The following is a 12,794-nucleotide window of genomic DNA, read 5'->3' as shown; positions in this document are numbered from 1 at the left end:
CGGCACCGAGCTGGCCCGAGCTGGCCCCGCGCGGACGGGGCGGCACGGGTCCGAGTGGGGCCGCGGCCGGTCGGCGCCGGGACCAGCGCCGGGACCGACCAGGACCGGGACCGGCCGAACGTGAGGGGTCACTCCTCGCGTTCGAAGTCGGCCTCCAGCGCCTCCTCGTCCAGATCGCTCCGGGCCGCGTCGTACACCTGCCGCACAAAGCCGTGCGCCGTCGGCTCGTCCAGTTCGGGAGCCAGCGCGCGCAACCGGGCCGTCCACAGCTCAATGGCTTCGTCGCTCATGGGTCCAGTGGAATACGGCGGCCCGGCTCCCGCCACTCGACGGTGACGCGCCGGAGCCCCGCCGGGCTCCGGGTGGCGGGAGGGCGGGCCGCGTGGTCGCATCGAGGGAGGCGCGTACGAGGCCGTGCGGCCCGGGAGGTGGGTGGGTCATGTCGCGCGTGGAACTGCTCGCGACCGGCGGAACGATCTCCTGCCGGTGGGTGGACGGCAGCCTCCGGGCGACCGCCACCGGAGCCGACATCCTCGCCACGGCGCCGGTACCGTCCGGCCGCGAGGTGACCGTCACCGACGTCGCGACCCGGCCCGGCTTCGCCTGGGAGTGGCCGGAGCTGGTGGGCCTGGTGCGCCAGGTGCGGCGGGCGCTGTCCTCCGGGGACGTGGCGGGGGTGGTGGTCACCCACGGCACCGACACCATGGAGGAGACCAGCTTCCTCACGGCGCTGGCCCACGACGACCCCCGTCCCGTCGTGTTCACCGGGGCGCAGCGCCCCTTCGACCATCCGGCGGCCGACGGCCCGGCCAACCTCGCGCAGGCCCTGCTGATCGCCGGGCATCCGGCCGCCCGCGACCGTGGCGTGCTGCTGGCCTTCGACGGCCTGGCCTACGCGGCACGCGGGGTGGCCAAGGCGGACACCCTCAGCACCCGGGGCTTCGCGGCCCCGGGGCGGGGCCCGGTGCTGCGGGTCGCCGGGGAGCGGGTCCTGCCGCTCGCGCCCCCGCGCCGGCCGCCGAGCATCACGCTCGACCCGTCCACGTCCGCCCTGCCCCGGGTGGACGTGATCCCGCTCTACGCGGGCGCCGACACGACTCTGCTGGACGCGGCCGTGGCGGCCGGGGCGCGCGGACTGGTCCTCGCCGCCTTCGGCGCGGGCAACGCCAACCCCCCGCTGGTCAAGGCGGTGCGCGGCTGCGGGTTGCCGGTGCTGGTCTGCTCCCGGGTCCCGGCGGGACCGGTGCTCCCGCTGTACGGCGGGGGTGGCGGCGCCGATCTGGCCGAGGCGGGAGCCGTCGGGGGCGAGGACCTGAGCCCCTGGCAGGGGCGGATGCTGCTCGCGGCCGCGCTGGCCGCCGCCCCGGATTCACCGGAACACCTGCTGCGCCACTGGCTCAGCTCGTCAGCGGCCCCGTGACGCGCCCCGCGCGGCCGGAGCCGAGCGAACGTGGGAGGCACCATGCCCAAGGAGATCCTGGTCAGCTACGGGGTGGACATCGACGCGGTCGGCGGATGGCTCGGCTCCTACGGCGGGCAGGACTCGCCGGGGGACATCTCACGCGGCCTGTTCGCGGGGGAGGTCGGGGTGCCGCGCCTCCTCGACCTCTTCCGGCGGAACGGTCTGACCCAGACCTTCTTCTGGCCGGGACACTCGGTGGAGACCTTCCCCGAGCAGTTCGACGCCTGTGTGACGGCGGGGCACGAGATCGGTGTGCACGGCTACAGCCACGAGAACCCGATCGCGATGAGCCGCCGCCAGGAGAGCGACGTGCTCGACCACTGCGTCGAGCTGATCACCCGCCGCTCCGGCCGCCGGCCCACCGGATACGTGGCGCCCTGGTGGGAGTTCAGCCCGGTCACCGCCGAACTGCTGCTGGAGCGCGGGCTCACCTACGACCACTCGCTGATGCACCACGACGTGCTGCCGTACTACGTGCGGACCGGCGACAGCTGGACGAGCATCGACTACGGGAAGCCCGCGGCGGAGTGGATGCGGCCCCTCGTACGGGGCGAGGAGACCGACCTCATCGAGATCCCCGCGAACTGGTACCTCGACGACCTGCCCCCGATGCTCTTCATCAAGGGAAGTCCCAACAGCCACGGCTTCGTCGACCCCCACACCATCGAGCGGATGTGGCGCGACCAGTTCGACTGGGTCTACCGGGAGCACGACTACGCGGTCCTGACCATGACGATCCACCCGGACGTGTCCGGCCGTCCGCAGGTACTCCTCATGCACGAGCGGCTGATCGCCCACATCAACCAGCACGAGGGCGTCCGCTGGGCGACGTTCGACGAGATCGCCACCGACTTCGCCCGGCGCGCGCCCCGCCGTTGAGGCGGTACCCCGGCCAAGTGGCGCCGGTGTGACGGTGGTTCAGCGGCCGGTTGAAGTCGCCCGAATCCGCGGGGGCTTGCCGTAGCATGCGGTTCCGGGGACCGCCCAGGACGTAGCGGGGAGAGATGGACATTCCAACCGTCGGCGCGCGCCTGGCGTCGAGTGCCGTCGTGCCGCTGGTCAGGAAGCTGCTCGTGCAGGAGTCGCCCGGAGCGGGGCTGGTCGACGCGCCGATCCGGCTCTCGCGGCTGGTGTCCTTCAGGGGAGAGAAACGGACCCTGTCCGACCGGGACTTCCGCCGGATCTCCGAGGAACTGGTCCGGCGGGCGGCGGAGTCCACGGGGATGAGCGAGCGGCTGCCCTCCTACGAGTTACAGGCGGTCGCCAACGCGCTCACACACTCCCTGCGCACCCTCGGCGACCTGGAGATGGACGACGTGCAGGCGGTCCAGCTCGGGCCCCAGGGGCTGTCCCGCCGCATCAGGATCGAGAGCAGCGCGGCCACCTCCGGTCTCTCCCAGGGAGCGCGGGAACTCCACCAGAAACTCCTCGACACCGCCTGCCTGCACATCCTGAACTTCTTCACACAGCGCGCCCACTTCACGGGCCGGACCCTGGTGGAGCAAAGCCAGAGACTGGCCGAACTCTCCGCCCGCGTCGACGAGTTGATCTCCCGTACGCCCTCCCCCGCGGACGTGCCGTTCGAGAAGCGGTACGCGGAGTACGTCACCAGCAGGCACAGCCAGTTGACGATCTTCGGGCTGGATCTGCCCGTCGGGGCGGACAGCTGGCCGCTCAACGTCGCCTACCTGAGTCTGGAGGCGACGGACGGGCCGACGCACATCCCCGCGGAGCAGTCGCTGTCGCACAACAAACGGGTCCTGCTCCGCGGGGTGGCGGGGTCGGGCAAGTCCACGCTGGTGCAGTGGCTCGCGGTGTCCACCGCCAGGTCCAACCAGGAGAACCTGCTCTACCTGTACGGACTGGTGCCGTTCATCCTGCCGCTGCGGACGCTGACCCGGGACGGTGGCCCGCTGCCGCCGCCGGAGGACTTCCTGCGGGCCGTCGACTGCCCCATCTCGGGTGCGCAGCCCACCGGTTGGATCGACCGCGTGCTCACCGAGGGCCGGGGCATCCTGCTCGTCGACGGTATCGACGAGGTACCCGAGGGGGAGCGGCAGCAGGCCCGGGACTGGCTGCGGAACCTCGTCTCGGCGTTCCCGGACAACCGGTGGCTGGTGACCACCCGGCCCTCGGCGATCCGGGAGAACTGGCTCACGCCCGAGGGGTTCGTCGAACTCGACCTGGCGCCGATGAGCCGGGACGACGTGGCCGCGTTCATCCACCGCTGGCACCACGCCGCCGGGGCCGGGGACTTCTCGGCCCGCTCGCTGCTCCAGGCGGTCCGCACCAAGCAGGACCTGGGCCGTCTGGCGACCAACCCGCTGATGTGCGCGCTGATCTGCGCGCTGTACCGGGACCGTCGCGGCTACCTCCCGGACGGCAGGAAGGCGCTGTACGACGCGGCGCTCTCGATGCTGCTCTCCCGCCGCGACCGCGAGCGCGGGCTCCAGCAACCGGGCGCGATCCGGATCAGCGAGGCGCACCAGATCCAGCTGCTCCAGAAGCTGGCGTACTGGATGATCCGCAACGGGCGCTCCGAGGTGTCCCGTTCGGACGCCGTCGATCTGCTGGGCCAGTCCCTTCCGGCGATGCCGTCCGTCGGTGAGCAGGGCACGCCGGAGGAGATCTACCGTCATCTCCTCATCCGGAGCGGCCTGTTGCGCGAACCGGCCGTCGGCGCCGTGGACTTCATCCACCGTTCGTTCCAGGACTACCTGGGGGCGAAGGCCGCGGTGGAGGACCTCGACTTCGGGCTGCTGGCCCAGCACGCCCATCTCGACCAGTGGGAGGACGTCATCCGCATGGCGGTCGCCCACGCCCGTCCCCGGGAGCGGGTCACCTTCCTCGACACGATCCTGGAGCTGGCCGACGCCGCCACCTCGACGAGCTACGGGCACCGCCTCTACCTGCTGGCGGCCGCCTGCCTGGAGCACGCCACGGAGCTGGACCCCCTGGTGCGCACGGCGGTCCAGGAGCGGGCGGCGATGCTGATCCCCCCGGCCTCCGCCGAACAGGCCCGGGCGCTGGCGGACGTCGGGCTGTTCGTCCTGGAGCTGCTGCCCGGCCCGGAGGACGGCTCGGGCACCGACCACCACCTGACGGTGCTCACCGCGACGCGGATCGGGACGAGCAGCGCGATTCCCGTGCTGGCCCGGTACCGCGCGACCCGGGACCCCCGCGTTCAGCGGCAACTCGTCGACGCCTGGCACGCGTTCGAGCCCCACGAGTACGCCCAGGAGATCATCGCGCACCTGCCGGACGACGGCGGTCTCTACTTCCCGGTCACCAACCTGGACGAGGTGCGGGCGCTCCAGAGCGTCGGCGGCCGGTCCCACGTCCACCTGGCCGGGCGGATCGACGGGGAGGAGTTCTGCGCGGCCTACCGCACCTCCCGCATCACCCACCTGCGCGTCAGCGCGGACTGCGAGGACGGCTGGGACTGGCTGCCTCGGCTCTACAAGCTGCGCACCCTCTTCGTCGACGTGCCGCACTTCAGCCTGCGTCCGCTGCGGCGCAACCCCTACCTGCGGCAGGTGCGGTTCCTGGAGGGGACGCCGGTCGCCGACCAGTCCTCGCTGCCCGACCACGTCTCCGTGGAGGTCCTCGGCAGGGACCCGCAGCCCGGGCTCCTCCAGGACTGACGGCGGACGGACGGCTGACAGACGACGGACGGGTGACCGCGTCCGGATCAGGGCAGCTGGGCGGCGAAGGCGGCGTACGCCTCCGGGCTGAACAGCACGAAGCGGATCTCCGCGAAGCCCCCGCCCTCCCGCCGGACGGTGTCCACCGCGAGACGGGCCGCGTCCTCCGTCGGCCAGCGGTAGACCCCGGTGGAGACCGCCGGGAACGCGACCGTGGCGGCGCCCAGCTCGCGGGCCACCCGCAGCGACTCACGGTGGCAGGAGATCAGCAGCTCCGAGCGGTCCTCCTCGGCCGACCAGACGGGGCCAACCGTGTGGATCACCCACCGGGCGGGGAGCCGCCCCGCGGTGGTGGCCACCGCCTGACCGGTCGGCAGACCGCCGCCGTACCGGCTGTCCCGGAGCTGGCGGCAGGCGTCGAGGATCTCCGCCCCGCCCCGCCGGTGGATCGCGCCGTCCACTCCTCCGCCGCCCAGCAGCGAGGAGTTGGCGGCGTTCACCACCGCGTCCACCTCCTGCTCGGTGAGGTCGCCGCGGACGGCCGTGATGTTCGGGGTACCTGACGTCGCCATACGACAATCCTCGCACCGGCGCCGAGCGCCCACGCCCACGCCCACGCTCACCGGGGGCGGCGGGGCCCGACACGGCGGTGCGGACGGTACGCGGCCGGGTCCGTGTCACGGGTGTCCCTTCCGTCCCTCGCGTGCACCCTTGTCAGCGCGGATCTTTCGTACGAGCATTCGCCTCCAACTCCCGCACCTGGAAGGAAGTCCGTCATGCCACGCACTCCCTCGCGCCGTTCCCTCCTCGCCGGGTCGGCGGGCGCCGCCCTCGCGGCCCCGCTGCTGGGCGCCGCCCCGGCCCACGCCGCCGGTCCCGGTGGCGGAAAGCGGCGCCTGGTCCCGGGCGCCGACGTCGCCGCCGGGCAGGACTGGCGGATGCTGCGGGGCCGGAAGGTCGGGGTGGTCAGCAACCCGACCGGGATCCTGCTCGACGCCCGGCACATCGTGGACTCGATGGCCGAGACGAAGGGGCTGAACATCGTCGGCGTCTTCGGTCCGGAACACGGCTTCCGGGGCAGCGCGCAGGCGGGCGAGTCGGAGCCCGAGTTCGAGGACCCGCGCACCGGGCTGACGGTGTACGACGCCTACGGCGCCGACGCGAAGAAGCTCGCGGACCTGTTCACCAAGGCCGGTGCGGACACCATCGTGTTCGACATCCAGGACGTCGGCGTCCGCTTCTACACGTACATCTGGATGATGTTCAACTCCATGGTGGCGGCCCGGTCGATCGGCGCCCGCTTCGTGGTGCTGGACCGCCCCAACCCGATCGGGCGAAGAGCGGACGGGCCGCTGCTGACCCCGAAGTTCTCCTCCGGCGTCGGACTGCGGCCGATCATCCAGCAGCACGGCATGTCCGTCGGCGAGCTGGCCCGCTACTTCAACGGCGAACTGCTCCCCGAGGAGGGCAAGGGCGGCACCGTCGAGCTGGAGGTCGTGGAGGTGCGCGGCTGGCGGCCGGACGCGCTCGCCCAGGAGACCGGGCTGCCCTGGGTGCCGCCCTCCCCCAACATGCCGACGCCGGACACGGCGACCGTCTACGCGGGCACCGGCTACTTCGAGGGCACCAACCTCTCCGAGGGGCGCGGCACCACCCAGCCGTTCCAGTTCATCGGCGCCCCCTACCTGGACCACCACTACAGCGACCGGCTCAACGCCCGGAAGCTGCCCGGGGTCCTCTTCCGCGAGGGGTACTTCGTGCCGACGTTCAACCTGTACGAGGGGGAGACCTGCGCGGGGGTGCAGCTGATGGTCACCGACCCGCGCCGCTGCGAGCCGATCCGCACGGCCGTCGCGATGCTGGTGGAGGCCGCGAAGTACGACGGTTTCGCCTGGCGCGAGGACGACTGGGACGAGGAGCGCCCGTTCTGGATCGACAAGCTCTCCGGCTCGACGCGGCTCCGGAAAATGATCGACGCGGGTGAGGACGTGGACGCGCTCACCGCCGCGTGGCGCGGCGAGGTGCGGGAGTTCGAGCGGGCGCGCCGCCCGTACCTGCTCTACCGCTGATCCGGCGGGAACCCGCCCCTCCGGTCGCCGCGCGCCGTCCGTGGCCCGGGCCGTTCCCCCGCGGCCCGGGCCACGGGCGAGTCAGGGGCGGGAGCGTGGTCCGTCCCACCCCCGCTGACGGTCCGTCGCGTCAGCCGGGGAGCGGGTCGGGGTCGTCCGTGGGGGGCGTGGGGCCGGTCGGCGGCTGGGGGCGGAGCCAGGTGAGGGCGGCACTGGTCATGGCGGTGATGCCGGTGGGCAGCGCGGCGCGGACGTCCGGGGCGAAGCGCGGGGAGTGGTTCGGCGGCAGGGCGGCGAGCTTCCGCTCGGCGTCCCCGGGGGTGGCGGCCCAGGTCTTCGGCCCGACGGTGCCCAGCATCCAGTAGACGAGCGGGATGCCGGGCTGACCGTGCAGGGCGGCGCCCGCGTCCCCGTACAGGCCGACGTCCTCGGTCGCGGTCGACGGGGGCCAGCCGGTGACGCGTTCGGCGCCGTAGAGGTCGCGGTGGACGGCGCGTACGGCGGCGGTGGCCGTGGCGTCGGGGTGGGTGACCGGGGAGCGGGAGACGACGGTGATGTCCGGGTCGCGGGGGCAGTCGGAGGCGGCGCACTCCGCGCGCACGATCCGCTCCACCGCCGCGCTCAGGCGCTCCAGCGTCTCGGTGGACAGGGCGCGGGCGGTGACGCCGAGCGTCGCCCGGTCCGGTACGAGGTTGCTGCCCGCGCCGGAGTGCAGGGAGCCGACGTGCAGCACCGCGGGTTCGGAGGCGGCGGCCTCGCGGGCGGCCACGTGCTGGAGCCGCAGCACCGTGGCCGCGGCGGTCAGCAGGGGGTCGACGGCCAGCCCCGGGGTCGCCGCGTGGCCGCCCCGGCCGTGGATGACGGCCTCGACTCCCCGGCTTCCGGCGAGCATCGGCCCGTGTCCGTGGGCGACCATGCCCGCCGGGAGGGGCGCGGCGTGCTGGGCGAGGACCACCTCGGGTCGGCCGAAGCGCTCGTAGAGCCCGTCCCTCAGCATGGCCTCGGCGCCGGTCAGGGTCTCCTCCGCGGGCTGGCCGACGATCACGACGGTGCCCCGCCAGTGGTCCCTGGCCCGGGCCAGCAGCGCGGCGGCACCCGCCACGGCGGCCATGTGCAGGTCGTGTCCGCAGGCGTGCATCACGGGGCCCTCGGCGGCGTAGGGCAGTCCGGTCGCCTCGGTCACGGGCAGCGCGTCGAGTTCGGCGCGGATCAGGACGCGCGGCCCGTCCCCGTTGCGCAGTTCCGCGACGACGCCGTGGCCGCCGACGCCCTCCGTCACCCGGTAGCCCTCGGTGCGCAGCCACTCCCCCAGCCGGGCGGCGGTCCGCCGCTCCGCGCCGGAGAGTTCGGGGTCGCTGTGCAGCGTCAGGTAGAGGGTGACGGCCGGGCGGAGGACGTCCGGCAGGCCGTCCAGGACGGGCGTGTTCTCCCCGGAACTCGCGGTGGCGGCACTCACCGCTCCAGGGTGCGGCATCCCCGCGGCCCCCCGCATACAGACCGCTGACGGGAGCGGTCAGTGAGGGACCTGCCGATCTGGCAGTGGCGTCGGCTCCAATGGCGGTGCACGGTACGGGTCGCCGACATCCCCTCGGTGGCCACCGTCCTGACCTCTACCTGACCCCTAGGAGTCACCATGGCTGACAAGAGCACCCTCGCCTCCCTGGCCGACGAGATCATGGAGCTGGAGTCGGAGACCTTCGAGATCTCGGACTACTCGGACGCCAGCGAGGTCGTGCTCGCCGGTTCCACGAGCTGCAGCTCGACCTCGACCTGCTCCTCGACCACGAGCACCACCTCGTGTAGCGCCTGATCCACCGGCGCGCACCGGCGGGCGGCATCCGCGGACTTCCGCGCGGTGCCGCCCGTTTCGGTACGCCCCGGCCCGCCCGGCCCGGTGGCCGGGCGGCGGGGGCGCTCAGGGGAAGGGGTGGGGGACGCGGTGGATCTCCGCCTCCGTCAGGGCGCTGGCGCGCAGCCCCGCCCGGTGGGCCGCGGTCCGCAGCCGGGGCATGAGCGGTGCCCGCTGCCGGGACCAGCCGAAGTCGATGGGCAGCAGTCCGGGGGCGAGCGTGGCGACGGTGCGCAGCCCGATCCGCCGCTGTTCGGGGGTGGTCTGGTCGACGACCACCACGTCGTGCCCCGCGCGGACGAGCGCGTCGCGCACGTGGGTCACGTCGTCCCGCAGGTCGCGGGTGCGGGGGCGGGCGCCCTCCTCCCAGGAGCGGTAGATCTCGTCGGCGGGGCGGTGGGCGGCGGGTTCCAGGTAGGAGCGCACGTACCGGGCCATCCGGGGCAGGCCGTAGAGCTGGGCGTGGTCCTTGAGATGCAGCACCTTCCCGAAGTCGTCGGCCATGGCCTCCAGTTCGGCCCGGCGTTCGGCGACCTGCCGGGGCAGGTGCGGGATGTAGGTGAGCACCTCGGAGAGGGCGTCCTCCAGGGCCGCCGCCGGGTCGAGGCTGGCGCCCGCGCCGAAGGAGAAGGTGCCGGGGCCGCCGTCGCGCCGTACGGCCAGGCCGGTGACCACGGGGACGTCCAGGTCGATCCGGTTGTCGTAGGCGCGCACGGCGTATCCGTGCAGCGCGGCCCGGTCGATCATGGTGCGGACGGTGCGGTCCCCGACCGTGCCGAGGTCGATCTCGGTGAGCGGCGTGGCCCCGTACCAGGCCACCAGGAAGGCGTCGCGCTCGACGAGTTCGAGGAGGCCGCCGAGGACCGCCTCCTCCAGGGAGCCGCCGGTCGCGCAGCCGTTGGAGCACTCGAAGACGAAGTTGTCGGCGGCGAGGCCCGCGCTGTAGTGCACGAGGCGGGTGGGGACCAGGATCGGCCGCTCGTCCCGCAGCGAGTAGCCCCACACCCAGGGGATCGGCCGGTCCGGGTCGAAGGGGCTGACCAGCGGGTCGTCCCGGTAGGTCGCGGGGGCGTAGAAGCCGCAGTCGGCGGGGTTCAGCGCCTCGTCCCTGACCTGGTGGTAGGGGGCGGTCACCGGGGCGGCGCCGGTCCGCCGGTGGGTTCCGGCGTACCGCTCCAGCCCCTCCAGGTAGGCCAGTTGGCGGCTGGCGCTGAAGCTGTTGGCCTGCCCGCTCCAGGTGACGTCGGTGAGACCGGCGTAGCCGCGCATGAAGACGGTGCCGGCGACCGGGGCGGTGGTGGGCGAGGTGACGTTGAGCCAGGTGCCCGCGCCGAGCGCCCCGGTGACGGGGTTGGCGAGCGCCTGGGTCGGCATCGGGTAGGCGGAGGCGGGCCGGGTGCGGTACACGCCGGGGTCGGGTTTCGTCCGGCTCTCCAGGGTGAGCGGCGCGCCCGGGCCGGGGTCCGCGCCGGGTGGCGGAGCGCCGTGGGGGCAGAGCGGTTCGGGTAGCAGCGGGTGGGTGCGCACCGTCAGGGTGGCGAGGTCGAGTTGGGAGACCTGGGGCAGCGCCCGGTCCGCCGCGCCGGGGGCGGGCGGGCGAGGGGTGCCCGAGCGGACGGCGGTGTACAGGGCGTGGACCGCGTCGAGGACGTGCGGGGTGAGGAGCGGCCAGGGTCCGGCGGCGGTGGTGCGGGACCCGGTCTCCAGGGCGTCCCGCTCGGTGCGGCTGCGCAGCCGCTGCCAGCGCATGCCCAGGCAGCGGCCGCAGGCCGGGCTGGTGCCGTCGCCGCCCCAGGGGCCGAACAGCACGGCCCGCGCGGTGAGATGGACGGTGGCGGCGGGCCGGGTCGCGGCGTACGGGTCGCGGTCGCCGGAGCGGAGGGTGTCGCCCGCGCCGAGCGGGACCACCGTGGGGGCGGGGGCGGGGGCGAGCCGCCGGGCGAGGTCCCGCTGGAGCTGCTCGCGCGCGGCTTCCAGGGGCGCGCCGTCCGGCGGCGCGCCGGTCGCGGTGGTCGTCATGTCGAGTTGCTCCAGCGGAACGTCCGCAGCGCGATGGCACCGAACACGGCGGTGAACACGAGGAGTCCGCCGCAGCCGAGGGCGATGTCGCCGAAGTCGCCGCGGCCGGTGAGGGCGGCGGACATGGCGTCGTTGAGGTAGCGCAGCGGCAGGACCCGGGAGAGGGTCTGGAGCCAGGACGGCATCATGTCGAGCGGCAGGAACGAGCCGGAGAGGAACGCCATCGGCACCATGAGGAAGTTGGCGATGGCGGCTACCGCCTCGGGCGTGTTCGCGTGGGAGCCGATGACGACGCCGATGGTGAGGAACGCGGTGATGCCGAGCACCAGCAGGGGCAGCGCCAGCGGCCACCGGGCGTCCAGCCGCAGGCCGAACAGCGGGAGCATCGCCACCGCGACGAACATCACCGACTGGGCCACACCGACGGCGAGGGCGAGGACGTAGCGGGAGCCGAGCACGGAGGGCAGCCGGGTGGGCGTCATCCGGATCAGCCGCAGCAGGTCGTCGCGGCGCCACTGCATGAGGGTGAAGGCGACGCCGAAGACGGCGGCGTTGGCCACGCCCCAGGACAGCACGCCGGGGGCGATGTAGGAGATGTAGGGCCGCCCGGTCTCCTCGACGTCCTGGCCGCGGAAGATAAGCCCGAAGACGACGAGGAAGAGCAGCGGGAAGGCGAAGGTGAAGAAGAGGGTCGCCTTGTCCCGGACCTGCGCCCGGTATCCGGCGCCGGTCAGTGCCGTGTACGCGCTCATGGGTGGTGCTCCGTGGTGTCGCCGGGGTGGGGGGTGTCGGTGAGTTGGAGGTAGACGTCCTCCAGGGTGGCGGTGCGGGTGCGTACCCCGTCGAGGCCGATGAGCCCGTCGACGGTCTGGAGCACCTGCCCGGAGACCGCCGTCTCCAGGACGAGGGAGCCGCCCTGCTCGGTGACCCGGTCGACGCCGGGGAGCGCCGCCGCCTCCTCCCGGCCGAGGCGGTCGGCGGGGACGAGCAGCCGGGTCGGTACCCCGGCGGCGCTCACCAGCTGGTGCGGGGAGTCGAGGGCGGCGACCTCCCCCTCGACGAGGATCGCGACCCGGTCGCAGAGCGCCTCGGCCTCGTCGAGGTGGTGGGTGGTGTAGACGATGGTGCGACCCTGGCCCTTGAGGTCGCGCAGCAGCTTCCACAGGTCGCGGCGGGCCTGCGGGTCGAGCGCGGCGGTCGGCTCGTCCAGGAAGATCAGTTCGGGGCCGTGGACGAGGGCGGAGGAGATGGCGAGGCGCTGGCGCTGGCCCCCGGAGAGGTTCTCGACGAGGACGTCGCGCTGCTCGGTGAGCCCGACGGTCTCCAGGACGCGGTCGGCGTCCCGCCGGGTGGCGCCGTAGAGGGCGGCGACCGTGCGCAGGTGCTCGCGCGCGGTCTGGCGGACGAAGAAGGCGGAGGACTGGGTCTGTACGCCGAGCCGTGGCAGCAGCGCCACGTTCCGGGGCCACGGGGACTGGCCGAGGACCGAGACGGTCCCCGAGTCCGCCTGGCGCAGCCCCTCCATGATCTCGACGAGGGTGGTCTTCCCGGCGCCGTTGGGCCCGAGGAGCCCGAAGAACTCCCCGCGTTGGACCCGGAACGACACTCCGTTGACCGCGTGGCGGTCGCCGTATCGCTTGCGTACGTCCTCGACGGCCACGGCCGTGCCGGTGGCCGCCTCGTTCGGGGCGGACGCCATGGTGCTGGCCTCGCTCATGGGGTGGGGTGCCTCTTCCGCTCTCGGGGGTGGG

Annotated in this window: 11 protein-coding genes; 5 read left to right on the top strand and 6 right to left on the bottom strand. The window is 73.7% G+C overall.

Annotated features, from left to right (window positions below; genetic code table 11):
• Positions 1 to 128: 128 nt before the first annotated feature.
• Positions 129 to 290 (bottom strand): hypothetical protein, encoded by a 162-nt coding sequence (locus E0L36_RS16505; protein ID WP_180929776.1) that lies wholly within the window; start codon positions 288 to 290, stop codon positions 129 to 131.
• A gap of 149 nt (positions 291 to 439) precedes the next feature.
• On the opposite strand from E0L36_RS16505, the gene E0L36_RS16500 reads away from it, so the two are divergent.
• From E0L36_RS16500 to E0L36_RS16490, 3 genes are all read left to right on the top strand, one after another.
• Positions 440 to 1,420, top strand: a complete 981-nt coding sequence (locus E0L36_RS16500) for an asparaginase (RefSeq protein WP_180929775.1) — start codon at positions 440 to 442, stop codon at positions 1,418 to 1,420.
• A 42-nt stretch (positions 1,421 to 1,462) separates the two neighbouring features.
• A complete protein-coding gene (locus E0L36_RS16495; RefSeq protein ID WP_180929774.1) occupies positions 1,463 to 2,341 on the top strand; it encodes a polysaccharide deacetylase in 879 nt (292 codons plus the stop codon).
• Between the two features lie 125 nt (positions 2,342 to 2,466).
• On the top strand, positions 2,467 to 5,106 hold the full coding sequence (locus tag E0L36_RS16490) for an NACHT domain-containing NTPase (RefSeq protein ID WP_180929773.1): 2,640 nt from the start codon (positions 2,467 to 2,469) through the stop codon (positions 5,104 to 5,106).
• A 47-nt stretch (positions 5,107 to 5,153) separates the two neighbouring features.
• On the opposite strand, the gene E0L36_RS16485 is transcribed toward E0L36_RS16490, so the two are convergent.
• On the bottom strand, positions 5,154 to 5,678 hold the full coding sequence (locus tag E0L36_RS16485; protein ID WP_180929772.1) for an O-acetyl-ADP-ribose deacetylase: 525 nt from the start codon (positions 5,676 to 5,678) through the stop codon (positions 5,154 to 5,156).
• A gap of 204 nt (positions 5,679 to 5,882) precedes the next feature.
• Between E0L36_RS16485 and E0L36_RS16480 the strand changes: the two genes are divergently transcribed.
• On the top strand, positions 5,883 to 7,175 hold the full coding sequence (locus tag E0L36_RS16480; protein WP_180929771.1) for an exo-beta-N-acetylmuramidase NamZ domain-containing protein: 1,293 nt from the start codon (positions 5,883 to 5,885) through the stop codon (positions 7,173 to 7,175).
• Positions 7,176 to 7,305: 130 nt separating this feature from the next.
• On the opposite strand, the gene E0L36_RS16475 is transcribed toward E0L36_RS16480, so the two are convergent.
• Positions 7,306 to 8,631, bottom strand: a complete 1,326-nt coding sequence (locus E0L36_RS16475) for an amidohydrolase (RefSeq protein WP_308416778.1) — start codon at positions 8,629 to 8,631, stop codon at positions 7,306 to 7,308.
• Between the two features lie 177 nt (positions 8,632 to 8,808).
• On the opposite strand from E0L36_RS16475, the gene E0L36_RS16470 reads away from it, so the two are divergent.
• Positions 8,809 to 8,985: a thiazolylpeptide-type bacteriocin gene (locus tag E0L36_RS16470; RefSeq protein ID WP_046505532.1), complete on the top strand. Its 177-nt coding sequence runs from the start codon at positions 8,809 to 8,811 to the stop codon at positions 8,983 to 8,985.
• A gap of 105 nt (positions 8,986 to 9,090) precedes the next feature.
• Here the strand turns inward: E0L36_RS16470 and E0L36_RS16465 are convergent, their stop codons facing one another.
• Genes E0L36_RS16465 through E0L36_RS16455 form a run of 3 tightly spaced genes read right to left on the bottom strand, consistent with a single transcriptional unit; the run spans position 9,091 to position 12,760 of the window.
• Positions 9,091 to 11,043, bottom strand: coding sequence for a TOMM precursor leader peptide-binding protein (locus tag E0L36_RS16465; RefSeq protein ID WP_180929769.1), 1,953 nt, complete (start codon positions 11,041 to 11,043; stop codon positions 9,091 to 9,093).
• Positions 11,040 to 11,795, bottom strand: a complete 756-nt coding sequence (locus tag E0L36_RS16460) for an ABC transporter permease (protein WP_180929768.1) — start codon at positions 11,793 to 11,795, stop codon at positions 11,040 to 11,042. The genes E0L36_RS16465 and E0L36_RS16460 overlap by 4 nt, the downstream gene beginning before the upstream one ends.
• A complete protein-coding gene (locus E0L36_RS16455; RefSeq protein WP_180929767.1) occupies positions 11,792 to 12,760 on the bottom strand; it encodes an ABC transporter ATP-binding protein in 969 nt (322 codons plus the stop codon). Before E0L36_RS16455 ends, E0L36_RS16460 begins: the two co-directional genes overlap by 4 nt.
• Positions 12,761 to 12,794 lie beyond the last annotated feature (34 nt).

The sequence above is a fragment of the Streptomyces sp. AJS327 genome (assembly GCF_013450295.1).
Lineage (GTDB): Bacteria > Actinomycetota > Actinomycetes > Streptomycetales > Streptomycetaceae > Streptomyces.
Note: the sequence above shows the minus strand (reverse complement) of the source record. Positions and strands in the feature narration are given on the sequence as shown.